At 72.8% G+C, this 24,038-nt stretch carries 24 protein-coding genes; all 24 read right to left on the bottom strand.

The genetic code is table 11. The features are described from left to right. Positions 1-63: 63 nt before the first annotated feature. Positions 64-1,038 (bottom strand): prolipoprotein diacylglyceryl transferase, encoded by a 975-nt coding sequence (gene lgt, locus D7D94_RS03800; RefSeq protein ID WP_156241306.1) that lies wholly within the window; start codon positions 1,036-1,038, stop codon positions 64-66. A gap of 10 nt (positions 1,039-1,048) precedes the next feature. After that, positions 1,049-1,855, bottom strand: a complete 807-nt coding sequence (gene trpA / locus D7D94_RS03805) for a tryptophan synthase subunit alpha (RefSeq protein WP_156241308.1) — start codon at positions 1,853-1,855, stop codon at positions 1,049-1,051. Next, on the bottom strand, positions 1,852-3,060 hold the full coding sequence (gene trpB / locus D7D94_RS03810; RefSeq protein WP_156241310.1) for a tryptophan synthase subunit beta: 1,209 nt from the start codon (positions 3,058-3,060) through the stop codon (positions 1,852-1,854). Before trpB ends, trpA begins: the two co-directional genes overlap by 4 nt. Beyond that, on the bottom strand, positions 3,057-3,863 hold the full coding sequence (gene trpC / locus D7D94_RS03815) for an indole-3-glycerol phosphate synthase TrpC (RefSeq protein ID WP_156241311.1): 807 nt from the start codon (positions 3,861-3,863) through the stop codon (positions 3,057-3,059). The genes trpB and trpC overlap by 4 nt, the downstream gene beginning before the upstream one ends. After that, positions 3,863-4,093 (bottom strand): DUF6704 family protein, encoded by a 231-nt coding sequence (locus D7D94_RS03820; protein WP_156241312.1) that lies wholly within the window; start codon positions 4,091-4,093, stop codon positions 3,863-3,865. Before D7D94_RS03820 ends, trpC begins: the two co-directional genes overlap by 1 nt. Positions 4,094-4,179: 86 nt before the next feature. Then, positions 4,180-4,788 carry a Trp biosynthesis-associated membrane protein gene (locus D7D94_RS03825; RefSeq protein WP_156241314.1) on the bottom strand — a complete coding sequence of 203 codons (609 nt, stop codon included), beginning with the start codon at positions 4,786-4,788 and terminating at the stop codon, positions 4,180-4,182. Beyond that, positions 4,785-5,162 carry a phosphoribosyl-AMP cyclohydrolase gene (hisI, locus tag D7D94_RS03830; protein ID WP_156241316.1) on the bottom strand — a complete coding sequence of 126 codons (378 nt, stop codon included), beginning with the start codon at positions 5,160-5,162 and terminating at the stop codon, positions 4,785-4,787. Before hisI ends, D7D94_RS03825 begins: the two co-directional genes overlap by 4 nt. Further along, the gene (gene hisF / locus D7D94_RS03835; RefSeq protein WP_156241318.1) at positions 5,159-5,920 is read right to left on the bottom strand and encodes an imidazole glycerol phosphate synthase subunit HisF; all 762 of its coding nucleotides are present in this window, start codon (positions 5,918-5,920) and stop codon (positions 5,159-5,161) included. The genes hisI and hisF overlap by 4 nt, the downstream gene beginning before the upstream one ends. Further along, positions 5,920-6,759, bottom strand: a complete 840-nt coding sequence (hisG, locus tag D7D94_RS03840; RefSeq protein WP_156241319.1) for an ATP phosphoribosyltransferase — start codon at positions 6,757-6,759, stop codon at positions 5,920-5,922. The genes hisF and hisG overlap by 1 nt, the downstream gene beginning before the upstream one ends. Before the next feature lie 44 nt (positions 6,760-6,803). Further along, positions 6,804-7,067: a phosphoribosyl-ATP diphosphatase gene (locus D7D94_RS03845; RefSeq protein ID WP_156241320.1), complete on the bottom strand. Its 264-nt coding sequence runs from the start codon at positions 7,065-7,067 to the stop codon at positions 6,804-6,806. A gap of 9 nt (positions 7,068-7,076) precedes the next feature. Beyond that, positions 7,077-7,760, bottom strand: a complete 684-nt coding sequence (gene rpe / locus D7D94_RS03850; protein ID WP_156241322.1) for a ribulose-phosphate 3-epimerase — start codon at positions 7,758-7,760, stop codon at positions 7,077-7,079. Between the two features lie 693 nt (positions 7,761-8,453). Continuing rightward, positions 8,454-9,842 (bottom strand): RsmB/NOP family class I SAM-dependent RNA methyltransferase, encoded by a 1,389-nt coding sequence (locus D7D94_RS03855; protein ID WP_246171867.1) that lies wholly within the window; start codon positions 9,840-9,842, stop codon positions 8,454-8,456. Further along, positions 9,839-10,789, bottom strand: coding sequence for a methionyl-tRNA formyltransferase (fmt, locus tag D7D94_RS03860; RefSeq protein WP_156241324.1), 951 nt, complete (start codon positions 10,787-10,789; stop codon positions 9,839-9,841). The genes D7D94_RS03855 and fmt overlap by 4 nt, the downstream gene beginning before the upstream one ends. A 12-nt stretch (positions 10,790-10,801) precedes the next feature. Next, positions 10,802-12,787, bottom strand: coding sequence for a primosomal protein N' family DNA-binding protein (locus D7D94_RS03865; RefSeq protein ID WP_156241326.1), 1,986 nt, complete (start codon positions 12,785-12,787; stop codon positions 10,802-10,804). Between the two features lie 16 nt (positions 12,788-12,803). Further along, the gene (metK, locus tag D7D94_RS03870; RefSeq protein WP_156241328.1) at positions 12,804-13,994 is read right to left on the bottom strand and encodes a methionine adenosyltransferase; all 1,191 of its coding nucleotides are present in this window, start codon (positions 13,992-13,994) and stop codon (positions 12,804-12,806) included. 117 nt (positions 13,995-14,111) lie between these two features. Next, positions 14,112-14,366: a DNA-directed RNA polymerase subunit omega gene (gene rpoZ, locus D7D94_RS03875; protein ID WP_156241330.1), complete on the bottom strand. Its 255-nt coding sequence runs from the start codon at positions 14,364-14,366 to the stop codon at positions 14,112-14,114. A 67-nt stretch (positions 14,367-14,433) separates the two neighbouring features. Further along, positions 14,434-15,363 carry a guanylate kinase gene (gene gmk / locus D7D94_RS03880; RefSeq protein WP_246171868.1) on the bottom strand — a complete coding sequence of 310 codons (930 nt, stop codon included), beginning with the start codon at positions 15,361-15,363 and terminating at the stop codon, positions 14,434-14,436. After that, positions 15,356-16,204: an orotidine-5'-phosphate decarboxylase gene (gene pyrF / locus D7D94_RS03885; protein WP_156241332.1), complete on the bottom strand. Its 849-nt coding sequence runs from the start codon at positions 16,202-16,204 to the stop codon at positions 15,356-15,358. Before pyrF ends, gmk begins: the two co-directional genes overlap by 8 nt. Continuing rightward, a complete protein-coding gene (carB, locus tag D7D94_RS03890; protein WP_156241334.1) occupies positions 16,204-19,506 on the bottom strand; it encodes a carbamoyl-phosphate synthase large subunit in 3,303 nt (1,100 codons plus the stop codon). The genes pyrF and carB overlap by 1 nt, the downstream gene beginning before the upstream one ends. After that, positions 19,499-20,659: a glutamine-hydrolyzing carbamoyl-phosphate synthase small subunit gene (gene carA, locus D7D94_RS03895; RefSeq protein ID WP_156241335.1), complete on the bottom strand. Its 1,161-nt coding sequence runs from the start codon at positions 20,657-20,659 to the stop codon at positions 19,499-19,501. The genes carB and carA overlap by 8 nt, the downstream gene beginning before the upstream one ends. Then, the gene (locus tag D7D94_RS03900) at positions 20,656-21,165 is read right to left on the bottom strand and encodes a PH-like domain-containing protein (protein WP_156241337.1); all 510 of its coding nucleotides are present in this window, start codon (positions 21,163-21,165) and stop codon (positions 20,656-20,658) included. Before D7D94_RS03900 ends, carA begins: the two co-directional genes overlap by 4 nt. After that, on the bottom strand, positions 21,162-22,478 hold the full coding sequence (locus tag D7D94_RS03905; RefSeq protein ID WP_156241339.1) for a dihydroorotase: 1,317 nt from the start codon (positions 22,476-22,478) through the stop codon (positions 21,162-21,164). The genes D7D94_RS03900 and D7D94_RS03905 overlap by 4 nt, the downstream gene beginning before the upstream one ends. Further along, positions 22,475-23,434: an aspartate carbamoyltransferase catalytic subunit gene (locus D7D94_RS03910; RefSeq protein ID WP_156241340.1), complete on the bottom strand. Its 960-nt coding sequence runs from the start codon at positions 23,432-23,434 to the stop codon at positions 22,475-22,477. The genes D7D94_RS03905 and D7D94_RS03910 overlap by 4 nt, the downstream gene beginning before the upstream one ends. Next, positions 23,434-23,970, bottom strand: coding sequence for a bifunctional pyr operon transcriptional regulator/uracil phosphoribosyltransferase PyrR (pyrR, locus tag D7D94_RS03915; protein WP_156241342.1), 537 nt, complete (start codon positions 23,968-23,970; stop codon positions 23,434-23,436). The genes D7D94_RS03910 and pyrR overlap by 1 nt, the downstream gene beginning before the upstream one ends. Between the last annotated feature and the right edge of the window lie 68 nt (positions 23,971-24,038).

Here is a 24,038-nt window from a genome sequence, read left to right on the forward strand (position 1 = left end):
GTCTCGTGGCGACGATCATCCTCGTGCCCTTTCCGAAAGGACAGCAGAGGCGCGGGATCGTCGCTACGGTGCTTGTGGCGACGGCACGGATGCGACCGTCGATGCAGGGGGTTCGCTCACATCGACGAAGTCGCCCTGTGATTGTAGCGCGTCGGCGCCGTGGCTCTCACGCCCCGGTCGGTACGGCGACGGCTCGATGCCCTTATGACGCGACTGCACCACGAGGATGGCCAGGCCGATGACGATCGCGGCGATCGCGCCCCACACGTTGGTGCGCAGGCCCAGGATGACCTCGCTCGGGTCGATGCGGATGGACTCCCACACCACGCGCCCCGCGCCGTACCAGATGAGGTAGATCGCGAAGAGGCGACCCCAGCGGAAGAAGAGCTTGCGTCCGAGGACGAACAGCACGATCACGCCGAGGACGTTCCAGATCACCTCGTAGAGGAAGGTGGGGTGGAAGAGAGTGTCGTCGGGCAGCCCTGCGGGGAACGCCGCGTTGTCGGGATCGATCTCCAGACCCCACGGGACGTCCGTCGGCCATCCGAACAGCTCCTGGTTGAACCAGTTGCCGAAGCGGCCGAGGGCCTGCGCGAGCAGGATGGCCGGGGCCAGCGCGTCGGCGAAGGTCCAGAAGCGGATGCCGGTCCACCTGCAGCCGAGCCACGCGCCGACGGCGCCGCCGATGAGGGCGCCGAAGATGGCGATGCCGCCCTCCCAGATCGCCCAGACCGAACCGGGCTGGGTCGGGTTCCAGGGGTTCGCGCCCGCGCCGAAGTAGAAGCCCCAGTGCGTGAGCACGTGGTAGATCCGCGCCCCGATGATGGCCAGCGGCACGGCGAGCAGCGCGATGTCGATGACGACCCACGGCTCGGCGCCGCGGCGCGTGAGGCGGTGGTTCGTGATGAGCGTCGCCACGACGATGCCCAGGATGATGCAGAGGGCGTAGAAGTGGATGCGCAGCGGACCGAGGTCGATGTACGACACCGCGGGGCTGGGAATGCTCGCGACGACGCTCGTCAGGGCGGAGGACAGCATGATCGAGAGTCTAATTCCTCTGCAGGGCCGCGCCGTGACGCACCGTGCCCGCGGCGAGCTCGCGGGCCTTGGCGGCGAGCCCCTCGAGCCCGCCGTCTCGGAGCGCGCGGACAAGCGCGGTGCCGACGATCGCGCCATCCGCGTACTCGACGATGCTCGCGACGTGCGCGGCGGTGGAGACGCCGATCCCCACGCAGGCGCGCTGAGCCCCCTGCGCACGGAGGCGGCCGACGAGCGACCGCGCCGCGGCGTCGAGCTCGGCCCGCTCGCCCGTGATCCCCATTGTGGAGACCGTGTAGACGAAGCCGGTGGTCTTCTCGACGATGAGGCCCAGCCGCGCGTCGACCGAGGTCGGCGCGGCGAGGAACACGCGATCGAGGCCGGTGCGCTCGGAGGCGGCGATCCAGTCCTCGGCCGCATCGGGGGTGATGTCGGGCGTGATGAGTCCCGCTCCCCCGGCCTCGCGCACCTCGTCGGCGTAGCGGTCGACGCCGCGCTGCACGACCAGGTTCCAGTACGTCATGACGAGCACGGGCGCGTCGGTGCGGCGGGTGATCTCCCGCAGCGCCGTGAAGAGGTGCTCGGTGCGGAAGCCCGCCTCGAGCGCGGCGTTGGTGGCCTCCTGGATGATGGGGCCGTCCATGACCGGGTCGCTGTAGGGCGGGCCGAGCTCGATGATGTCGACCCCGTTCTCGGCGAGGGTCACGGCCGCGTCGATGCTCGTCTGCAGATCGGGGTAGCCCACGGGGAGGTACCCGATGAGCACACCGCGGCCCTCGGCTGCGGCGTTCGCGATGACGTCCTCGACCCGGCTCACGCGTCGGCTCCCTCGTCGTAGAGCCCGAACCACCGGGCGGCGGTGTCCATGTCCTTGTCGCCGCGGCCGGAGAGGCAGACGGCCAGGATGGCGTCGGGACCCATCTCGCGCCCGATGCGCAGGGCGCCGGCGAGGGCGTGCGCGGACTCGATGGCGGGGATGATGCCCTCGGTGCGACTCAGCAGGCGCAGCGCGTCCATGGCCTCGCCATCGGTCGCGGGGATGTACTCCGCGCGCCCGATCGACGCGAGCCACGAGTGCTCGGGGCCGACGCCGGGGTAGTCGAGGCCGGCGGAGATGGAGTGCGACTCCACGGTCTGCCCGTCGTCGTCCTGCAGCACGTACGTGCGCGCTCCGTGGAGCACGCCCGGTCGGCCGCGCTCGATGGAGGCGGCGTGGCGCGGCGTGTCGACGCCGTCGCCCGCGGCCTCCACGCCGAAGAGGCGCACCTCGGGGTCGTCGATGAACGCGTCGAACATGCCGATGGCGTTCGAGCCGCCGCCGACGCACGCGAGCACGGCGTCGGGCAGGCGCCCGGCGCGCTCGAGGAGCTGCGCGCGCGCCTCCTCGGAGATGATCTTCTGGAAGTCGCGCACCATGGCCGGGAACGGGTGGGGCCCTGCGGCGGTGCCGAAGATGTAGTTGGTCGTCTCGACGCTCGCGACCCACTCGCGGTACGCCTCGTTGATGGCGTCCTTGAGCGTGCGCGAGCCGGTGGTGACCGGCACGACCTCGGCGCCCAGCAGCCGCATGCGCGCGACGTTGAGGGCCTGGCGCTCGGTGTCGACCTCGCCCATGTAGATGCGGCACTCGAGGCCGAACAGCGCCGCGGCGGTGGCGGTGGCCACGCCGTGCTGGCCGGCGCCGGTCTCCGCGATCACGCGCGTCTTGCCCAGGCGCTTGGTCAGCAGCGCCTGTCCGAGCACGTTGTTGATCTTGTGACTGCCGGTGTGGTTGAGGTCCTCGCGCTTGAGGAAGATGCGCGCTCCGCCGGCGTGCTCGGCGAAGCGAGGCACCTCGGTGAGCGACGAGGGCCGCCCCGCGTAGTCGACGAGCAGCGCGTTCAGCTCGGCGTGGAAGGCGGGGTCGGCCATCGCCTGCTCGTGCGCGACGGCGAGCTCGTCGATCGCCGCGATCAGCGACTCGGGCATGTAGCGACCGCCGAACTCACCGAAGAACGGTCCGGGCTGGGTGCGCAGGCTCATGAGATCTCCTCCCCCGCAGGGAAATCGCCGGCCGCGAGGAACGCGCCGAGCGTGGCGACGGGGTCGCCCGTGACGAGCGCCTCCCCGATGAGGACGGCATCGGCCCCGGCGCGCCGGTAGTGCGCGACGTCGACGGGCTGAAGCACGGCCGACTCCGCGATGCGCACGGCGCCGGCGGGGATGGCCTCGGCCAGTCGGCCGAAGAGGTCGCGATCCAGCTCGAAGGTCGACAGATCGCGAGCGTTCACGCCGATGAGGTGCGCGCCGAGATCCGCGGCGCGGGCGACCTCGTCGGCCGAGTGCGCCTCGACGAGCGGCGTCATCCCGAGCTGGACCGTGAGGGCGAAGAGCTCCTCGAGCACGGGCTGATCGAGCGCGGCGACGATGAGGAGCACGATGTCGGCTCCCGCCGCGCGGGCCTCCAGCACCTGGTACGGCGTCGCGATGAAGTCCTTGCGCAGCACCGGCACCGACACCCGCGCGCGCACGGCGGCGAGGTCGTCGAGGCTGCCCTTAAAGCGGCGCTGCTCGGTCAGCACGGAGATCGCCGAGGCCCCGCCCTCCTGGTAGCGCCCCGCCTGCAGGGCGGGGTCGGGGATCGACGCGAGGTCGCCGCGCGAGGGGCTCGCGCGCTTCACCTCGGCGATGATCCGCACGCGGGCGTCCGGACGCAGGGCCTCAGATACGTCGAGCGCAGGCGCCTGGGCGGCGGCTGCGCTCTCGACGTCGGCGTACGGGCGGATGGCCCGCCTCGCTTCCGCGTCCTCGACGGCCCCGGCCGTGAGATCGGCCAGGAGCGACATCAGTGGGCCTTGGGCCGCGACTTGTCTCCGTGCGAGCCGTAGCCCGCCTTGGAGAGGATGAAGCCGGCGATCGGGCCGATCACGAACAGCACCGCGCACGCGATGAGCAGCCACGGCACCCAGAGGAACAGCGCGACCGCGCCGATCGCGAGCGCGACCAGCATGATGAGGACCGTGGTCCAGGCGGCGGGCGAGTGTCCGTGACCGGGGTCGTCGATCGAGTGGCTCATGTCGTGTCATCCTCCGTGCTGCTGGGAACGTCGTTCAGTCTATCGGGGCCGCGCGCCGCGCTCGGTCGCCCGGGCATCCGGCGCGGTCAGCGCGTCGGGTCGTCGCCGCGGGACAGGTCGTCCCACGAGTCAATCGCGTCGAGGGGCGCCGCCTCGTCGCGGCCCGCCCGCGAGCCGCCCTTCTCGTACTTGCGCCCCGATCGCTTCCACCGGTGGGCGGTCGCGAACGTCCAGACGCCCGCCGCGACCACGACCATCCCGGCCGCCGCCGTCGTCGCGGGCCACGGGGTCAACGCGATGCCCTGCACGAGGTCGGCGATCGCGGCATCTCCCGCGATGCCGGTGTGCTCGGTCACCACCGAAGAGGCGGCGGAGGCCGAGGGCGCGAGGGCCACGTTCAGCGACAGCCACGAGATCGCGCCGCCGACGGCGATCGCGACGGCCGCGAGCACGTAGCGCAGGGCCAGCCCGACGATGGCGAGCACGAGCGAGAGCGCGAGCGCCGCGAGGGCGAGTGGGCGCAGCACCGACACGGCCTCCGCGCCCGAGACGGGAAGCACCGCCTCGGCGACGGACGCCGTGAGCCAGGTCTGCGTGGAGCCGATGAGCGCCAGCGCGCCGCCGACGAGCGCCGCGAGGACCGCGATCGACCGGCCCCGGGCGCTCGTGGCGGTCGTCCGGCCGGGCGCGGTCATCCGATCACCGGGTGCAGGTCGCGGTCGCCGACCTCGTCGCGGCCGAGGTCGCTGTCGAAGCACGTGCGCGTGTTCGTGTGGCACGCGGGGCCGATCTGGTCGATCTCGAGCAGCACGGCGTCGCCGTCGCAGTCGAGCCGGGCACCCTGGACGATCTGAATGTGCCCCGACGTGTCGCCCTTGCGCCAGTACTCCCCGCGAGAGCGCGACCAGTACGTGACGCGGCCCGAGGTGAGCGTGCGTCGGAGAGCCTCCGCGTCCATCCAGGCCAGCATGAGCACCTCGCGGGTGTCCCACTGCTGCACGATCGCCGGCACGAGGCCATCCGCATTGAAGGCGACGCGGCCGATGCGCGCCTCGAGGTCGTCGCTCATCGCGTCTCGATCCCGTCCGCGCGGAGCGCCTGCTTGACGTCGCCGATCGTCATCTGGCCGGAGTGGAAGACGCTCGCGGCGAGCACGGCGTCTGCGCCCGCGCGGACCGCGGGGGCGAAGTGCGCGACGTCGCCCGCGCCGCCCGAGGCGATCACGGGCACGGTCGACAGCTCGCGCATGAGGCCGACGAGCTCCAGATCGAAGCCGGCCTTCGTGCCGTCGGCGTCGATCGAGTTGACGAGGAGCTCCCCGGCGCCGCGCTCGATCGCCTCGCGCGCCCATGCCAGCGCGTCGAGGTCGGTCTCCTTCTTGCCGCCGTGCGTGGTGACGACGAAGCCCGACGGCGTGCGCGGCGACCGCTTCACGTCGAGTGAGAGGACGAGCGCCTGCGCGCCGAAGCGGTCGGCGATCTCGTCGAGGAGCGCGGGGCGCGCGATGGCGGCCGAGTTCACGCCGACCTTGTCGGCGCCGACGCTCTGGAGGCGCCCCACATCGTCGACCGAGCGGACGCCGCCGCCGACTGTGAGGGGGATGAAGACCTCCTCGGCCGTGCGCCGGACCACGTCGTACGTCGTCGCGCGCTCGTCGACCGTGGCCGTGACGTCGAGGAAGGTCAGCTCGTCGGCGCCCTGCTCGAAGTACCGGCGCGCGAGCTCGACGGGGTCGCCCATCTCGCGGAGGTTCTCGAAGTTGACGCCCTTCACGACGCGGCCGGCGGCCACGTCGAGGCACGGGATGACCCGGGTGACGACGCCCATCAGAGGCGCGCGTTGTGGATGGCCGTGACGAGGATGGCGCGCGCGCCGATCGCGTAGAGCTCGTCCATCACGAGGTTGACGCCGCGGCGCGGCACCATGACGCGCACGGCGACCCACTCGGGGTCGCGCAGCGGAGACACGGTGGGCGATTCGATGCCGGTGGCGATCTCGACGGCGCGGTCGACGAGCGCGGCAGGCAGGTCGTAGTCGAGCATGACGTACTGGCGCGCGACCATCACGCCGCGGACGCGCCGGAGCAGCGTCTCGATGCCCGGGTGCTCGTTCGGTCCCTGGATGAGGACCGCCTCGGATTCGAGGATCACCGGGCCGAAGATGTCGAGGCCCGCCTGGCGGAGGGTGGTGCCCGTCTCGACGACATCGGCGATGGCGTCGGCGACGCCGAGCTCCACGGCCGACTCCACGGCGCCGTCGAGCGGCACGAGATCGGCCGCGACACCGTGACGGTCGAGGAAGGAGTCCACGAGGCCCGGGTACGAGGTCGCGATGCGCGCGCCCTCGAGGTCGGCGACGCCCGTGAAGCGCCCGGGAGGGGCGGCGAAGCGGAACGTCGAGGTGGCGAAGCCCAGCGTCTCGATCTCGCGCGCGGACATCCGCACATCGAGGAGGAGGTCGCGGCCGGTGATGCCGACGTCGAGCGCGCCGGCGGAGACGTAGGTCGCGATGTCGCGCGGGCGGAGGTAGAAGAACTCGACGTCGTTGGCGGCGTCGATGAGGTGCAGCGACTTCGTGTCGCGGCGCCCGGCGTAGCCGGCCTCGGCGAGCATCTCGGCGGCGGTCTCGGACAGCGAACCCTTGTTGGGAACGGCGATGCGGAGCATTCCAGGTCTTTCGATCGAGGGGTCAGACAGTGCGGCGGCGAGGCTCACAGATGTCGGTACACGTCCTCGAGGCTGAGTCCCTTCGCCAGCATGAGCACCTGGAGGTGGTACAGGAGCTGGGAGATCTCCTCGGCGGCCTCCGCGTCGGATTCGTACTCCGCGGCCATCCAGACCTCGGCCGCCTCCTCGACGATCTTCTTGCCGATGAAGTGGATGCCGGCATCGAGCTCCTTGACCGTCCCGGAACCCTCCGGACGCGTCTGGGCCTTCTCAGCCAGCTCGGCGAACAGGTCGTCGAAGTTCTTCACCCGTCAAGGCTACCGGTTCGCGTGCCGGTGCTTCGCGGCGAGGGCGCGCAGCTGCTCGATGGCGTCGCCGGCGGCGGGTGCGCCGAACACCGCGGAGCCGGCCACGAAGGTGTCGGCCCCCGCCTCGGCGGCCTGCGCGATCGTCGACGACGAGATGCCGCCATCCACCTGGAACCAGACGTCCGCGTCGCGCCGACGCGCCTCGTCGGCGAGGGCGCGCAGCTTCGGCATCGTCTCCGGCATGAACGACTGCCCGCCGAAGCCGGGCTCGACGGTCATCACGAGGATCTGGTCGAACTCGTGCAGGTGCTCGTAGAGGCTCTCGGCCGCGGTGCCCGGCTTCAGCGCGACACCCGCGCGCGCGCCGATGTCGCGCAGCCGACGTGCGAGGGTGATCGGCTCCGCCGCCGCCTCCAGGTGGAACGTGACGGACGCTGCGCCGATCTCCGCGTACCCGGGCGCCCAGCGATCGGGGTCCTCGATCATGAGGTGCACGTCCAGCGGCACGGGGCTCGTCTGCTGCACGCGCTCGACCATCTGCGGCCCGAACGTGAGGTTCGGCACGAAGTGGTTGTCCATCACGTCGACGTGCACGAAGTCGGCCGCGGCGATGCGCTCGAGGTCCGCCTGCATGTTGACGAAGTCGGCGGACAGGATGCTCGGGTTGACGCGCGGCGCAGCGGGAAGGCTCATCGCGTCCATTATGGCCGAGCGCGCTCGCGCACCGCGCCTGCGCTCGCGGTGCGCGCCGTCGCTCCGGGACCGCTCGCGCTGCACGCGGGGCGGGAACGAGCGTGCGGGGTCGGAGCGGGTGCGGTGTGCGGGATGGCCGAGCCGGCGCTGCCGCTCGCGAGCTGCGCCCTCGCCCGCGGACTGCCCCGCCGCTCGGCACCTGCGCCATTGCTCCGAGACCTCACGCGCCGCCCGCGGTGTCGGAGCGAACGTGCAGTCTCGGAGCGGACCTCGGATGGCCGAGCCCGAGACCGCCTCGTCGCTCGCGGGCTGCGCCGCCGCTCCCAGACCTCGCCGTCACTCACTGCCGCTTGCGCCGTGGCTCCGACACAGCACGCGCCGCATGCGGTGTCGGAGCGAGCGCGCGGTCTCGGAGTGGACGTGCAGTGTCGGAGCGAGTACGGGGCGCGGGAGCGCCGCGGGCGCCGCAACCCTGCAGTCTCGGACCTCGGACCTCGGACCTCGGAGCTCGGTCCTCGCACCGCGAGCGAGGCCGAGGCCGCGGCCGCGCTCGCGCACTGCGCCGCCGCTCCCAGACCTCACCATCGCTCAGCGCCACCCGCGCCGGCGCTCCGAGACCGCACGCGCCGAACGCCGTGCCGGAGCGAGCGGGCAGTGCGGGAGCGTACGCGCGGTCTCGGAGCGCTGCGCGCGTCAGACGCGCTTGCGGAGCAGCGCGAGGAACATCGCGTCGGTGCCGTGGCGGTGAGGCCACAGCTGCGCGTGGCCGGATCCGTCCGCGGGAGCGGGCAGGTCGAGCGGCGTGAGCGCCACGGCCTGCAAGGCGGCGCGCGCGTCGAGCTCCTCGACCTCGTCGCCGCGGCGCTCGACGACCTCGCGCACGATGGCCGCGGTCTCCGCCAGGTGCGGCGAGCAGGTGACATAAGCCACCACGCCGCCGGGCTTCAGCGCGGTGAGGGCGGCATCCAGCAGCTGCGCCTGGATGGTCGCGAGCTCGGCGACGTCGGACGGCTGCTTCCGCCACCGCGCCTCGGGGCGACGACGCAGCGCACCGAGGCCGGTGCAGGGTGCGTCGACGAGGATCCGGTCGTACGCGCCGGCGCGCTCGGACGCGAGCTCGCGGCCATCCCGCTCGTGCACCTCGACCTCGAGCGGCACGGGTGCGATCGCGCGTCGCACGAGCCCCGCGCGGGCATGCGCGATCTCGTTCGCGTCGAGCGCCGCGCCGCCGGCGAGCGCCTCGGCCGCGAGGAGCGCGGTCTTGCCGCCCGGCCCCGCGCAGAGATCAAGCCACCGCTCCCCCGGTGCCACCGGCGTGAGGCGCGTGAGCGCGAGGGCGACGAGCTGCGAGCCCTCGTCCTGCACGCGCACCCGGCCGCCGGACCGGCGGACGGCCGGCTCGGGGTCGCCGCCGCCGAGGCGGAACCCGGTCGGCGAGTAGGGCGTGCGCTCGCCGTCGGGCTCGGCGAGGCCCGGGAGGGCCGCCATCGTCACCGTGGGCGCCGCGTTGTCGGCGGCGAGGAGGTCGGTGAGCTCGCCGTCGCGTCCCTCGGCGGCGAGGGCGCGACGGAGAGCGCGGATGATCCACACCGGGTGCGCGGTCTCGATCGAAAGCCGCTCGTCGTCCGAGCGCGCGGCCTCGGTGACCCGCGCGATCCAGGTCGTGACGTCGTCCTGTCCGATGCGACGCAGCACGGCGTTGGCGAACCCGCCGGCACGCGGTCCGGACTCCTCGCGCGCGAGCTGCACCGACTCGTTCACCGCGGCGTGCGGCGCGACGCGCGTGGCGAGGAGCTGATGCGCGCCCAGGCGCAGCGCGTCGAGCACGGGCGGATCGATGGTGTCGAGCTCGCGCCCGGCCGCCGCCCGGATGATCGCGTCGTACGTGCCCAGCCGGCGGAGCGTGCCGTAGGCGAGCTCAGTCGCCAGCGCGGCGTCGGGACCGGCGATCCCCGCGCGCTCGATCTCGCGGGGCAGCAGCAGGTTGGCGTACGCGTCGGAGGTCGTCACCGCGCGCAGCACGACGAAGGCGACCTGGCGGGCGAGCTGCACGCGCACGGGCGCGCGTCCGTCGCGGTTCACGCGCCGAACCGTACGTCGTCGCGGAGGCCGCGGAACCAGTCGGCCGCAGCCATTGCTCCCTTGCCGGCCGGCTGCACGCGCGTCAGCAGCAGCGGCTCGGTTCCGGTGCCGATCAGCACGCCGCCGCGGATGGCCGCGGTCGCGCCGGGCGCGAGCGCCGCGTCCCCGGGCGCCTCGGCCTCACGAGCGGGGGCGAGCGCGAGCAGCTTCACGCGCGCGCCGTCGAGGGTCGTGTGGGCTCCCGGCTCGGGCGTCACACCGCGATAGCGCGCGAAGACGCGCTCGGCCGGCTCGGTCCAGTCGATGAGGCCGTCGGCGAGGGCGAGCTTCGGGGCCGCCGTCGCCTCCCCCGTCTGCGGCTGCGCGACGGCGGTGCCGTCGGCGATCGCGGCGACGACCTCGACGAGCTGGCGCGCGCCGGTCTGCGCGAGGATCTCGAGTGCCTCGCCCGCCGTCGCCTCGGGCGGAAGGGCCACCGTCTCCTGCGCGTACACGTCGCCCGCGTCGAGCTCCTTCACGAGCTGGAACACGGCGGTGCCGATCTCGGCGTCGCCCGCGATGAGCGCGTGCTGCACGGGCGCGGCGCCCCGCCAGCGCGGCAGCAGCGAGAAGTGCAGGTTGATCCACCCCTGCGCGGGCGCGGACAGCAGCGGCTCGCGGACGAGCCCCCCGTACGCGACCACGGCGGCGAGGTCCGCGCCGAGCGCGGCGAGCTCGGACGTCGCGTCGTCGTCGAGGCGCGCGGTCTTCAGCACGCGCAGGCCGAGCTCTTCGGCCGCCTGCGCGACGGGCGACGGCGTGAGCACGCGCTTCCGCCCGAGCGGGGCGTCGGGGCGCGTGACCACGGCGGCGATGTCGTGCCCCGCCTCGTGCAGGGCGCGGAGCGAGGGGACCGCGACGTCGGGGGTGCCGGCGAAGATGAGCCGGAGCGTGCGGGGGGAGGTCATGACTGCTGTCCTTCAGAGCTCGGGGTCGGCGAGGTCGACCCGCACTGCGAGTGTATTGCGGGTCGCCTTGCGGCTTCGTGAGTCCTTGCCGGCGGCCGCCCGCCCGCGCGCCTTCATCGCCGCCGCGACGACCGATGCGCGCAGCGACCGCGTGACGAGCGGACCGCGGCCATAGTCGAAGCGGATGAGCGCACGCGATCCCGGGTAGCCGTCGCGGTCGATCGGCACGGGCCCGAGGATGGCCTCGGCCGGGAGACCGGGGACGTCCTCCGCGAGGGTGCGCAGCGCCGCATCGACCGCGGGCGTGTCGCCCTCGAGGCGCGCGACCCGGGCGGCGGGCGGCATGTGCAGCGGCGCCCGCTCGGCGAGCTCGAGACGCGCGTAGTTCGGCTGCGTCCAGCTCGCGAGTGCACGCGCGACCGGGCCGGTCACCCCGACGAGGTGGACGGGGGCGTCCGGCCCGGCCAGGGCGGCGGCGTTCGACCACCACCGCAGGCAGTGCTCGCCGATCCGCAGATCCGGCGCCTGCAGCATCCGGTCGCCGTCGAGCAGCAGCACGGCGCGGTAGCCGTGCGGCGTGAGGGGCTCGGCGCCGCGCGTGGCGACGACGAGCGCCGGGCGATCGTCGACCTCGCGCACGGGGTGCGCGCCGTCGGCGACGATCACGCGCGCGCCGGCGAAGGCGCGCCCGAGCTCGTCGGCCGTGCGCTCGCTGCCCGACGACGCGAGGCGGAGGCGGGTCGAGGAGCACTGCGGGCACGACCAGGCGTGCGCGGCGCGCCCGCACCACGCGCACACCGGGGTGGCGCCGCGGGCACGGGCGTGCAGCGGGCCGCCGCAGTGCGCGCAGCGCGTGGGCGTGCGGCAGTCCGCGCACACGAGCGACGGGGCGTAGCCGGGGCGGGCCACCTGCACGAGCACGGGGCCGCTGTCGATCGCCTCCCGCACGGCGCGGAAGCTCGCCGAGGGGATGCGCGCGGAGCTCTGCTCGTGCTCGGGTGCGGTGCTGAGGACGACCCGCGGAGCCGCGCGGCGCGCGGTCTGCACCTCGGCGACGAAGCCGATCGACACGAGCCGCTCGACGTCGGTGGTGCGGGTGTGACCGGCGAAGAGCAGCGCGCATCCGTCGAGGCTCTGCCGCACGAGCGCGACGTCGCGGGCGTGGGCGTACGGAGCGAGGGGCTCGTCGAGCAGCGGGTCGCCGTCGTCCCAGAGGGCGACGAGGCCCGCATCGCGCACCGGCGCGTACACGGCGGAGCGGTTGCCGATCACGACGCAGGGCGCGTCCTCGAGCGTGCGGAGGTAGCCGGCGTACCGCTCGGGCCCGGACTGCCCCGCGTCGTGGCGGACGAGCGCGGAGTCGGGCACGAGCGTCAGCAGCTGCTCCTGTAGCAGGTCGAGGTCCCGGTGGTCGGGCACGGCCACCACGGCCGAGCGTCCGTCGGCGAGCATGCTCGCGGCCGCGGCGGCGAGCAGGCGCGCCCATGCCGGACGGCCGTCCACCAGGCGCGGAGGCGCGTCGACCGCGACCCGCTCCCCCGCCCGCAGCTGCTCGAGCAGGGTCGGGAACTCCTCGAGCACGGCCGCCGCGCGAGCGCGCTCGGCCGAGAGCACCACGGGCGGCGTCGCGCCATCGGAGGCGAGCCATGCCTTCTCCGCGCGCACCATCCGCTTCGGCACCGCCAGCCGCAGGACGTCGGCCGCCGAGCCGGCGGCGCGGTCGGCCACCGCGCGGGCCAGGCGGTACAGGCGCTCGGGCAGCACGGGCGCGGCCGAGACGACCTGGTCGAGCTCGGAGAGCGGCCGGTCCGCGTCGTCCTCGTCGCCGATCTCGACGACGTAGCCCTCGACCATCCGCCCCGCCGTGCGCAGCGGCACCTTCACGCGCACGCCGGGAACGGCCGCCTCGAGGAGCTCGGCGGGGATGGCGTAGTCGAACAGCCGGTCGAGCTGCGGCAGCGGCGACTCGAGCTGGATGCGTGCGATGCGGCGGGTCATGGCCGCCCGCCCGTCGTCAGAGCCCGGCCGCGCGGCGCAGCTCGTCGGCGCGGTTCGTCTGCTCCCAGGTGAACTCCGGCAGCTCCCGGCCGAAGTGGCCGTACGCGGCGGTCTGCGCGTAGATGGGACGCAGCAGGTCGAGATGCTCGATGATCGCGCCGGGTCGCAGATCGAACACCTGCTGGATGGCGCGGATGATGACGTCGTCGGAGACCTTGCCGGTGCCGAACGACTCCACGTAGAGCCCGACCGGATTGGCCTTGCCGATCGCGTAGGCGACCTGCACCTCGAGCCGATCGGCGAGACCCGCCGCGACCGCGTTCTTCGCGACCCACCGCATCGCGTAGGCGGCCGAGCGGTCCACCTTGGACGGGTCCTTGCCGCTGAACGCGCCGCCGCCGTGACGCGCAGCGCCGCCGTACGTGTCGATGATGATCTTGCGGCCGGTGAGACCGGCATCGCCCTTCGGACCGCCCGTGACGAACGGCCCCGCGGGGTTGATGTAGAGCTTCACGTCGGGGGCGTCGAGCCCGATCTGCTCGAGGACCGGGCGGATGACGGCCTGCTCGACCTCGTCGCGCAGCTCCTCCTGCGTCACCTTCGGGTGGTGCTGGGTGGAGAGCACGATCGCGTCGACGGTCTTCGGGGTGAAGCCCTCGTAGCCGAGGGTCACCTGCGTCTTGCCGTCCGGGCGTAGGAACGGCAGCTCGCCGCTGCGCCGCACCTCGGTGAGGCGCTCGGCGAGGCGGTGCGCGGTCCACGCCGCCATCGGCATGAGCTGCGGCGTCTCGTTGGTGGCGAAGCCGAACATGATGCCCTGGTCGCCCGCGCCGAGCAGATCGAACCGGTCCACGGAGTCGCCCTCGCGCTGCTCGAGCGCGCGGTCGACGCCGTGCGCGATGTCGCTCGACTGCTCGCCCACCGAGACGCTCACGCCGCACGAGTCGCCGTCGAAGCCCATGTCGCTCGAGGTGTAGCCGATGCGGTTGATCACGCGACGCACGATGGCCGGGATCTCGACGTAGCCGTCGGTGCGGATCTCACCCGCCACGTGCACGAGCCCGGTCGTCACCAGGGTCTCCACGGCGACGCGACTGTCGCGGTCGACCGCGAGGAGCCCGTCGAGGATGCTGTCGGAGATCTGATCGCAGATCTTGTCGGGATGGCCCTCGGTCACGGACTCGGACGTGAACAGGCGCAGGCTCATGGCGGCTCCAGACGATCGAGGGGGCGCGGCGCCTGCGGGCGCCGCGCCCCTCAGTATGACGAGGGCCTCCGACACGCGGTGACGGAGGCCCTGTCGGTATGACGAGTTCTTACGCGCTCACTCAGCAGGACGCAGGCGCAGCTTGTCCTGGTGGATCTCGTGCAGCGCGATCGTGAGGGGCTTGTCCTCCACCGACGAGTCCACGAGGGGTCCGACGTTGTCGAACAGGTTCCCCTCGTGCAGATCGGTGTAGTAGTCGTTGATCTGGCGGGCGCGCTTGGCCCCGTAGATCACGAGCTGGTACTTCGAGTCGACCTTGTCGAGAAGCTCGTCGATGGGCGGGTCGATGATGCCCTTGTGCTCGCTGCTCATAGCAGTCCTCCTGTTCGGCGACGTCCTGTCGCGCGGCGAAACCATGGCTCGAAGGCGCGCCGGTCGGTCAGCGCGCGGACGCCTGCACCAAGTCTACGACCTGCCGCGCGGCGTCGGCGACCGAGTCGTTGACGATGCGGAAGTCGAACTCCGACTGCGCCGCGAGCTCCACCCGCGCGGTGCGCAGGCGCCGTGCGCGCTCCTCCTCGTCCTCAGTGCCGCGTCCCACCAGGCGCGAGGTGAGCTCATCCCAGCTGGGCGGGAGCAGGAACACGAGCGTCGCCGACGGGTCGGCGGCCCGCACCTGGCGCGCGCCCTGCAGGTCGATCTCCAGCAGCACCGCCTTGCCGTCGGCCAGCGCCTGCTCGATGGGCGCGCGCGGCGTGCCGTACCGGTGACGGTTGTGAACGGTCGCGTACTCCAGCAGCTCCCCGTCGGCGATGAGCCGATCGAACTCGGCCTCGTCGACGAAGTAGTAGTGCTGCCCCTCGACCTCGCCGGGGCGCGGCGCGCGGGTGGTCGCCGACACCGAGATGAGGATCTCGGGGTAGTTCTCGCGGATGTGCGCGGCGACGGTCCCCTTGCCGACGGCCGTCGGGCCGGCCAGCACGATGAGACGGCTGCGGCCGGGGCGCGCCTGCGGCTCGGGCATGCGCTGGTCGAGCCATGCGGCCAGGGCGTGGCGCTGGCGGCTGCCGAGCCCGCCGAGGCGCTTGACGGGCGAGATCGCGAGCTCGGCGAGCACGCGGTCGCGCTTGCCCTCGCCGATCGCCGGCAGCGCCATGAGGAACTCCGGCACGCGCATGGTGCCGGCCGGGGACTGCGGGTCGGCCTCGGCGCGGCGCAGCACCTCCTGCGGGGTGACCACGCGCATCGCGAGGTCGCGCTTGAGGCTGGCCCGCGCGCGGCGCGCGGCGACCGCCTTGCGCGAGGCCGCAGCGCGGTCGACCGCCGGCGGGCTGGGACGGCCGGGAGCCGTCGCGTCGCTGTCAGACAAGGGAGCCTCCCTTCGAGGTCCGGTATGCGGATGCGGCGCGCGCGACGGCGTCGGCGAGACCGTCGGGCCCCGCGGCGAGGATGCTGCGGCTCTCGGAGGCGATCACGCTCGGCGCGGCGCCCGCGAACACCGCCTCGAGGCGATCCGGTCGCGCGCCCTGGAAGCCGAAGCCCGGCGCGAGGATGGGCGCCGGCGGCGTGAACGGGGCGATGCCCGCGTCCTGCCAGTCCACCGTCGCGCCGACGACGAAGCCCAGGTTCCCCCACTCTCCCGCGGGCGTCGCCCGCGCGTTGCGCGCCGAGACCTCCGCGATCACCGTCGCGGCGACGGTCGCGCCGTCGGCGACCGCGCGCTGCAGGCCGGCGGCTTCGGGATTGCTCGTGGCGGCGAGGACGAACGCGCCCTTGCCGTGTGCCGCGGCCAGCTCGAACGCGCCGTCGAGGGCGCCCACCCCGAGGTAGGGGCTCATCGTGAGCGCGTCGGCCTCGAGCGGCGAACCGGGGGTCAGCCAGGCAGCGGCGTACGCGTCCATGGTGGAGCCGATGTCGCCGCGCTTGGCGTCGGCGATCACGACGAGATCGGCCGCGCGAGCGGCCGCGAGCACGTCCTCGAGGGCGGCGAAGCCCGCGGACCCGTATCGCTCGAAGAACGACACCTGCGGCTTCACGATCCCCGCACGTCCGGCGACCGCCTCGACGACGCGCAGGCCGAACTCGCGCACGCCCCGGCCATCCGCCCCCAGCCCCCACTGCGCGAGCAGCGAGGGGTGGGGGTCGATGCCCACGCAGAGCGGTCCGCGCGCGCCGATGACGGCGCGGACCCGCTCTCCGAAGGCCGGCACTACGCGCTCACCGCGACCCTGCGCGCGGCGCGGTCGGCCGCGAACTCCTGGAGGCTGCGCACGTCGTAGCCGCCGGACATGGAGTCCATCGCGCTCACGGCCGCCCCGAGCACCGAGATGGTGGTGAAGAGCGCCTTGTCCGCGCCCACCGCCGCCGCGCGGATCTCGTAGCCGTCGGCGCGCGCCGACATGCCGCTGGGGGTGTTGACGATGATGTCCACGCGCCCGGCGTTGATGAGGTCGACGATGTTCTCGGCCTGGTCCTCCTGCGTGTCGCTGTACTTGCGGACGACCTCGACATCGACGCCGTTGCGCGCGAGGATCTCCGCCGTGCCCTCCGTGGCGAGCAGCCGGAAGCCCAGCTGGCGCAGCCGGTGGGCGGGCAGAATGACATCGCGCTTGTCGCTGTCGGCGACCGAGATGAACACGGTGCCCGAGAGCGGGATGCCGCCGTAGGCCGCCGTCTGGCTCTTCGCGAACGCCGTCGGGAAGTCGCGGTCGATGCCCATGACCTCGCCCGTCGAGCGCATCTCGGGGCCGAGCACGGAGTCGACGACGGCGCCCTCGCGGGTGCGGAAGCGCTTGAACGGCAGGACCGCCTCCTTGACCGCCACGGGGGCGTCGAGGGGGACGCGCGAGCCGTCCTGCTCGGGCAGCATGCCCTCGTCCTTCAGCTCGTCGATCGTCGAGCCGGCCATGATGCGGCTCGCGGCCTTCGCCAGCGGGATGCCCAGCGCCTTCGACACGAACGGCACCGTGCGGCTCGCGCGCGGGTTCGCCTCGATGACGTAGAGCACGCCCGCGCTGATCGCGAACTGCACGTTGAGCAGCCCGCGCACGCCGACGCCCTGGGCGATGGCGAGCGTCGCATCGCGCACCCGGTCGATCTCGGTGCGGCCGAGCGACATCGGCGGCAGGGTGCAGCTCGAGTCGCCGGAGTGGATGCCGGCCTCCTCGAGGTGCTCCATGATGCCGCCCACGTACAGCTCGTGGCCGTCGTACAGCGCGTCGACATCGATCTCCACCGCGTCGTCGAGGAACCGGTCCACGAGCAGCGGCAGGCCGGGGCCGATGATCGCCTGGTCGGCGATGCGCACGAAGTAGTCGCGGAGGCTCGCGGTGTCGTAGACGATCTCCATGCCGCGGCCGCCGAGCACGAAGCTCGGGCGGACGAGCACGGGGTAGCCGATGTCCTCGGCGACCGCGACGGCCCCGTCGACGTCGATCGCCGTGCCGTTGCGGGGCGCGACGAGGGCCGCGCGCTCGAGGATCTCGGAGAAGAGGCCGCGCTCCTCGGCGAGGTCGATGGCGGCGGGGCTGGTGCCGAGGATGCGGTAGCCCGCGTCTTCGATCCCCTTCGCGAGGCCGAGCGGCGTCTGGCCGCCGAGCTGGCAGATGACGCCGTGGATCTCGCCCGACTGCGCCTCCGCATGCAGCACCTCGAGCACGTCCTCGAGCGTGAGCGGCTCGAAGTACAGCCGGTCGGAGGTGTCGTAGTCGGTCGACACGGTCTCCGGGTTGCAGTTGACCATCACGGTCTCGTAGCCGGCGGCGCTCAGCGCGAACGAGGCGTGCACGCACGAGTAGTCGAACTCGACGCCCTGGCCGATGCGGTTGGGGCCCGAGCCGATGATGACGACCTTGCGGCGGTCGGACGGCGTGACCTCGGTCTCCTGCTCGTAGCTGGAGTAGTGGTACGGCGTCTGCGCGGGGAACTCGCCCGCGCACGTGTCGACGGTCTTGAAGACCGGGCGGATGCCGAACCCGTGGCGGATGGCGCGCACCTCGACCTCGGCGAGCCCGCGCAGCTGCGCGATCTGGCCATCCGAGAAGCCGTGGTCCTTGGCGAGGCGGATGGCCCGCTCGTCGAGCTCGGGCGCCTGCGCGACTGCATCGGCGACCTCGTTGATGAGGACCATCTGGTCGAGGAACCACGGGTCGATGGCCGTGGACTCGAACACCTGCTCCACCGTCGCGCCGAGGCGCAGCGCCTGCTGCACGGCGACGATGCGGCCGTCGGTCGGGGTCTTGATGACCTCGAGCAGCTCCTCGACCGAGCGCTCCTCCGGGCCCCAGTGGAAGCTCGAGCCGCGCTTCTCCACCGAGCGGAGCGCCTTCTGCAGCGCCGTGGTGTAGTTGCGGCCGATCGCCATGGCCTCGCCGACCGACTTCATGGTGGTCGTGAGGGTCGGGTCGGCGGCGGGGAACTTCTCGAACGCGAACCGCGGCACCTTGACGACGACGTAGTCGAGCGTCGGCTCGAACGAGGCGGGCGTCACCTTCGTGATGTCGTTGGGCACCTCGTCGAGGCGGTAGCCGAGCGCCAGCTTCGCGGCGAGCTTCGCGATCGGGAAGCCCGTGGCCTTCGAGGCGAGTGCCGAGGAGCGTGAGACGCGCGGGTTCATCTCGATGACGATGATGCGGCCATCCGCCGGGTTGATGGCGAACTGGATGTTGCAGCCGCCGGTGTCGACGCCCACCGCGCGGATGATGTCGATGCCGATGTCGCGGAGGCGCTGGTACTCGCGGTCGGTCAGCGTGAGCGACGGGGCCACCGTGATGGAGTCGCCGGTGTGCACGCCGACGGGGTCGACGTTCTCGATGGTGCAGACGACGACGGTGTTGTCGGCCGTGTCGCGCATGAGCTCGAGCTCGTACTCCTTCCAGCCGAGGATGGACTCCTCCAGGAGCACCTCGGTGGTGGACGACTCGTGGAGGCCCGCGCCGGCGATGCGGCGGAGATCGGCCTCGTTGTACGCGAAGCCCGAGCCCAGGCCTCCCATGGTGAACGACGGGCGCACGACGAGCGGGTAGCCAAGCTTCTCGGCGCCCTCGAGCACCTCGTCCATGGTGTGGGCGATGTGGCTGCGCGCGACCTCGGCGCCGGCCTCGATGACGAGCTCCTTGAAGACCTGGCGGTCCTCGCCCTTGCGGATGGCGTCGGGCTTGGCGCCGATGAGCTCGACGTCGTACTTCTCGAGGATGCCGCGCTCGTGCAACGCCATGGCCGCGTTCAGCGCGGTCTGCCCGCCGAGGGTCGGCAGGATGGCGTCGGGCTTCTCCTTGGCGATGATCGTCTCGATCACCTCGGGGGTGATCGGCTCGACGTACGTCGCGTCGGCGAATTCGGGGTCGGTCATGATCGTGGCGGGGTTCGAGTTCACGAGGATGACGCGGACGCCCTCCTCGCGGAGCACGCGGCACGCCTGGGTGCCGGAGTAGTCGAACTCCACGGCCTGACCGATGACGATCGGGCCGGATCCGATGACGAGGACGGACTGGATGTCGTCGCGCTTAGGCATTCGCTTCCTTCTTGCTGATGGTGTCCTGCACCATGTCGACGAACCGGTCGAAGAGGTAGTTGGCGTCGTGGGGGCCGCCGGCGGCCTCCGGGTGGTACTGCACGGAGAACGCGGGGATGTCGAGGGCGCGCAGGCCCTCCACCACGTCGTCGTTGAGGCCGACGTGGCTCACCTCGACGCGGCCGAAGCCGGCCGGGCTCTCGAAGACGCCCTCGATCGGGGCGTCGACGGCGAACCCGTGGTTGTGCGCGGTGATCTCCACGCGGCCGGTGAGCTTGTCGCGGACCGGCTGGTTGATGCCGCGGTGGCCGAAGGGCAGCTTGTAGGTGCCGAGGCCGAGCGCGCGGCCGAGCAGCTGATTGCCGAAGCAGATGCCGAAGAACGGCACGCCCTCGCGCAGCACGTTCTGCAGCAGCTCGACGTGCGCGTCGCTCGCGGCGGGGTCGCCGGGGCCGTTGGAGTAGAACACGGCGACGGGCGAGACCGCGAGGACCTCGTCGATGGTCGCGCTCTGCGGCAGCACGTGCACCTCGAAGCCGCGGCGGGCGAGGTTCTCGACCGTGGCCTGCTTGATGCCGAGGTCGATGACCGCGACGTTCCCGATCCGCTCGCCCTGCGCGGGGGTCACCTCGGCGACCGCGACCGAGACCTCGGCGGAGAGGTTCAGGCCCGTCATCTCCGGGGCCTCGGCGACGAGTCGCAGCTGCTCCTCGGCGGTGAGGCCCGCGGCCTCGCCGGAGAAGACGCCGCCGCGCATCGAGCCGGCGGAGCGGATGTGGCGGGTGACCGCGCGGGTGTCGATCCCGCTGATGCCCACGACGCCGTCGCGCTCGAGGGCGTCGTCGAGGGTCTCCTCGGCGCGCCAGCTCGACACGACGCGGCTGGGGTCGCGCACGATGTAGCCCGACACCCAGATGCGGCGGGACTCGGGGTCTTCGGTGTTCACGCCGGTGTTGCCGATGTGCGGCGCGGTCTGCAGCACGATCTGGCCCGCGTAGGACGGGTCGGTGAGGGTCTCCTGGTACCCGGTCATGCCGGTGGAGAAGACGACCTCGCCGAGGGTCGTGCCGCGGGCGCCGTAGGCGTACCCGGCGAAGCGGGCGCCGTCTTCGAGGACGAGGACCGCGGGTTCGCGGTCGAGCAGAGAGGTCATCGGATGGCTCCTGTCGGGTTCGAGGATGTGCGCAGGTCTTCGATCGCCGCGACGAGCGCGTCGGGGTCGTCGCCCTGCAGGCGCACGTAGGAATCGCAGATCGTGCCGTCGGCCGCGCACCACGCGATGAGGACGAGGCCGTCCTGCTCCACCACGCGGTCGATGGTCCAGGTCGCGCGGCCGGAGCCGGCGATCTCCTCGGCACGGAGGAAGACGGTGGGAGCGCCCGAGAGGTCGAGCGCGACGCCGCGGTCGGTCACCGTGATGGCGACCTTCGCGCGGAAGTCGAGGGGCTTCACGGCGAGGCGGTCGAGCGGCTGCTCGTGCCGCGTCGTGGCGACGTAGATGCCCGCGAAGCGCGCGGTCGCCGCGCCCTCGGCCGGGCGGACCGGCACGACGGTGCCGGCGTCGCGGCGCACGCGTCGTCGCCAGCCCCAGGCCATCCCGGCGAGGATGAGCACGGCGATGACGACCATCAGCAGCAAGCCGGGCAGGTACTCGCTCATGCGCGCGCGCCCTCCCGCTCCACGAGCTCGCCGTCGGCGAGGGTGAGGGCGCCGCGGTGCACGGTCCAGAGGACGCGTCCGGGCAGCTCGCGCCCGAGGTACGGGGAGTTCCCGCTGCGGCCGCGCAGATCGTCCGTGCGGAACGGCGCCGACGGACGCGGGTCGTAGAGGGTGATCTCGGCGGGCTGGCCCACCGCGATCGGCGTGCCGTGGCCTGCCAGGCGGCCGATCCGGGCCGGGGCCTTCGACATCACGCGCGCGACGTCCGACCATCCGATGAGGCCGGTCGCGACCATCGCCTCGTGGACGACGCGCAGCGCGCTCTCGAGGCCGACCATCCCGTTGGCCGCGGCCGCCCACTCGCAGCTCTTGCTCTCGGCGGGGTGCGGCGCGTGGTCGGTGGCGACGATGTCGATCGTCCCGTCGGCGAGCCCCTCGCGCACGGCGCGCACGTCCTCCTCGCGGCGCAGCGGCGGGTTGACCTTGTAGCGCGCGTCGTAGCCGCGCACGAGCTCGTCGGTCAGCAGCAGGTGGTGCGGGGTGACCTCGGCGGTCACGGCGATGCCGCGCTTCTTGGCCCACCGGATGATGTCGACCGAGCCCGCCGTGGACAGGTGGCAGACGTGCAGGCGCGACCCGACGTGCTCGGCGAGGAGCACGTCGCGCGCGATGATGGACTCCTCGGCGACCGCGGGCCATCCGGCGAGCCCGAGCTCGGCCGACACGACGCCCTCGTTCATCTGGGCGCCCTCGGTGAGGCGCGGGTCCTGCGCGTGCTGGGCGACGACGCCGTCGAACGCCTTCACGTACTCCAGGGCGCGGCGGATGATGAGCGGGTCCCACACGCAGAAGCCGTCGTCGCTGAAGACCCGCACGCGGGCGCGAGAGTCGGCCATGGCGCCCAGCTCCGCGAGCCGCTCGCCCTTCTGCCCGACGGTCACGGCGCCGATCGGCTGCACCGTGGCGTACCCGGCTGCCTCGCCGAGCGCGAGCTCCTGCTCGACCACGCCGGCGACATCCGCCACGGGCGACGTGTTCGGCATGGCGAAGACGGCGGTGAAGCCGCCGGCCGCCGCCGCGCGCGTGCCGGTGAGGATGGTCTCGCTCGCCTCGTATCCCGGCTCGCGCAGGTGGGTGTGCAGGTCGACGAGTCCCGGCAGCGCGATCAGGCCGGCCGCGTCGATGACGCGGGCCCCGGCGCGGCTGATGCCGCCGCCGACCTCGGCGATGCGGCCGTCCTCGACGAGGATGTCGGCGGTCTCGCCGCCCTCGATCGCGGCCCCCTGGATGAGGAGCGGCTTCGTCTCGGTCACTTCGTCTCCTCGCTCCTGCGCTCGCCCGCCAGCAGCAGGTAGAGCACGGCCATCCGCACCGACACACCGGCTCGCACCTGCTCGAGCACGGTGGCCCTGGGCGAGTCGGCGGCGGCTGCGGAGATCTCCAGTCCCCGGTTCATCGGACCGGGGTGCATGACGATGGTATCGCCCGTGAGCCTGGCGAAGCGCTCCGGGTCGAGCCCCCAGCGTCGGGAATACTCCCGCTCCGAGGGGAAATAGGCGGCGTTCATCCGCTCGGCCTGGATGCGCAGCATCATGAGCGCGTCGGGCTGCTCGGCGATCGCGTCGTCGAGGTCGTAGCGCACCGACACCGGCCACTGCGTGACGTCCTGGGGCAGCAGCGTCGGCGGGGCGACGAGGGTCACCTCGGCGCCCAGCGTGGCGAGCAGCCAGACGTTCGAGCGGGCCACGCGGGAGTGGAGGATGTCGCCGACGATCGCGACGCGGTATCCGGCGAGGTCCTTGCCGCGGCTGCCGGCGCCGTGGCGGCGCTTGCGCATGGTGAACGCGTCGAGGAGCGCCTGCGTGGGGTGCTCGTGGGTGCCGTCGCCGGCGTTGACGACGCCCGCCGAGATCCAGCCGCTCGTGGCGAGCGTGCGCGGCGCGCCCGAGGCGCCGTGGCGGATGACGACCGCGTCGGCGCCCATCGCCTGGAGGGTCTGCGCGGTGTCCTGCAGGCTCTCGCCCTTGGAGACGCTCGAGCCCTTCGCGGAGAAGTTGATGACATCGGCCGAGAGGCGCTTGGCTGCGGCCTCGAACGAGATGCGCGTGCGGGTGGAGTCCTCGAAGAAGAGGTTCACGACCGTGCGACCGCGGAGGGTCGGGAGCTTCTTGACCTCGCGCTCCTGGGTGCCCTGCATGTCCTCGGCGACGTCGAGGATGCGGATGGCGTCCTCGCGGGTCAGCATGCGGGTGTCGAGCAGGTGGCGCATCACTCGCCTCCCTCGATCGAGACGTGCTCTTCGCCGTCGACCTCGGCGAGGCGCACGTTCACGCGCTCGGAGCGGGCGGACGGGAGGTTCTTGCCGACGAAGTCCGGCCGGATCGGCAGCTCGCGGTGGCCGCGGTCGACGAGGATGGCCAGGCGCACGGCGGCGGGGCGGCCGATGTCGTTCAGCGCGTCGAGGGCGGCGCGGATGCTGCGGCCGGAGAACAGCACGTCGTCGACGAGGACGACGGTGCGGCCGTCGATGCCCTCGGCCGGGATGTCGGTCGGGCGCGGCGCGCGGGTGGGATGCTGCGCCAGGTCGTCGCGGTACATCGTCACATCGAGCGATCCCACCGGCACGGGGCGGCCGCCGAAGCGCTCGATGAGCGCTGCGAGGCGGTGCGCGAGGGTGACGCCGCGGGTGGGGATGCCCAGGAGGACCAGGCCCTCCGGGCCTCGGTTCGACTCGAGGATCTCGTGAGCGATCCGCGTCAGCGCGCGGGCGATGTCGGCGTCATGCAGCACGGTTCTCGTGCTCATCTGCCGCTCCCTTCTCCGCCTCACAGGACGGGGTTAAAGGTGCAGGTGCGCTCAGTCTACCGGGTGCC

The sequence above is a fragment of the Microbacterium oryzae genome (genome assembly GCF_009735645.1).
Lineage (GTDB): Bacteria > Actinomycetota > Actinomycetes > Actinomycetales > Microbacteriaceae > Microbacterium > Microbacterium oryzae.

Coding starts and splice junctions, on each gene's coding strand:
- lgt (WP_156241306.1), bottom strand. CDS start 1,038: ATGCTGTCCTCCGCCCTGACGAGCGTCGTCGCGAGCATTCCCAGCCCC.
- trpB (WP_156241310.1), bottom strand. CDS start 3,060: ATGAGCCTGCGCACCCAGCCCGGACCGTTCTTCGGTGAGTTCGGCGGT.
- trpC (WP_156241311.1), bottom strand. CDS start 3,863: ATGTCGCTCCTGGCCGATCTCACGGCCGGGGCCGTCGAGGACGCGGAA.
- D7D94_RS03820 (WP_156241312.1), bottom strand. CDS start 4,093: ATGAGCCACTCGATCGACGACCCCGGTCACGGACACTCGCCCGCCGCC.
- D7D94_RS03825 (WP_156241314.1), bottom strand. CDS start 4,788: ATGACCGCGCCCGGCCGGACGACCGCCACGAGCGCCCGGGGCCGGTCG.
- hisI (WP_156241316.1), bottom strand. CDS start 5,162: ATGAGCGACGACCTCGAGGCGCGCATCGGCCGCGTCGCCTTCAATGCG.
- hisF (WP_156241318.1), bottom strand. CDS start 5,920: ATGGGCGTCGTCACCCGGGTCATCCCGTGCCTCGACGTGGCCGCCGGC.
- hisG (WP_156241319.1), bottom strand. CDS start 6,759: ATGCTCCGCATCGCCGTTCCCAACAAGGGTTCGCTGTCCGAGACCGCC.
- rpe (WP_156241322.1), bottom strand. CDS start 7,760: ATGAGCCTTCCCGCTGCGCCGCGCGTCAACCCGAGCATCCTGTCCGCC.
- fmt (WP_156241324.1), bottom strand. CDS start 10,789: ATGACCTCCCCCCGCACGCTCCGGCTCATCTTCGCCGGCACCCCCGAC.
- D7D94_RS03865 (WP_156241326.1), bottom strand. CDS start 12,787: ATGACCCGCCGCATCGCACGCATCCAGCTCGAGTCGCCGCTGCCGCAG.
- metK (WP_156241328.1), bottom strand. CDS start 13,994: ATGAGCCTGCGCCTGTTCACGTCCGAGTCCGTGACCGAGGGCCATCCC.
- rpoZ (WP_156241330.1), bottom strand. CDS start 14,366: ATGAGCAGCGAGCACAAGGGCATCATCGACCCGCCCATCGACGAGCTT.
- carB (WP_156241334.1), bottom strand. CDS start 19,506: ATGCCTAAGCGCGACGACATCCAGTCCGTCCTCGTCATCGGATCCGGC.
- carA (WP_156241335.1), bottom strand. CDS start 20,659: ATGACCTCTCTGCTCGACCGCGAACCCGCGGTCCTCGTCCTCGAAGAC.
- D7D94_RS03900 (WP_156241337.1), bottom strand. CDS start 21,165: ATGAGCGAGTACCTGCCCGGCTTGCTGCTGATGGTCGTCATCGCCGTG.
- D7D94_RS03910 (WP_156241340.1), bottom strand. CDS start 23,434: ATGCGCCACCTGCTCGACACCCGCATGCTGACCCGCGAGGACGCCATC.
- pyrR (WP_156241342.1), bottom strand. CDS start 23,970: ATGAGCACGAGAACCGTGCTGCATGACGCCGACATCGCCCGCGCGCTG.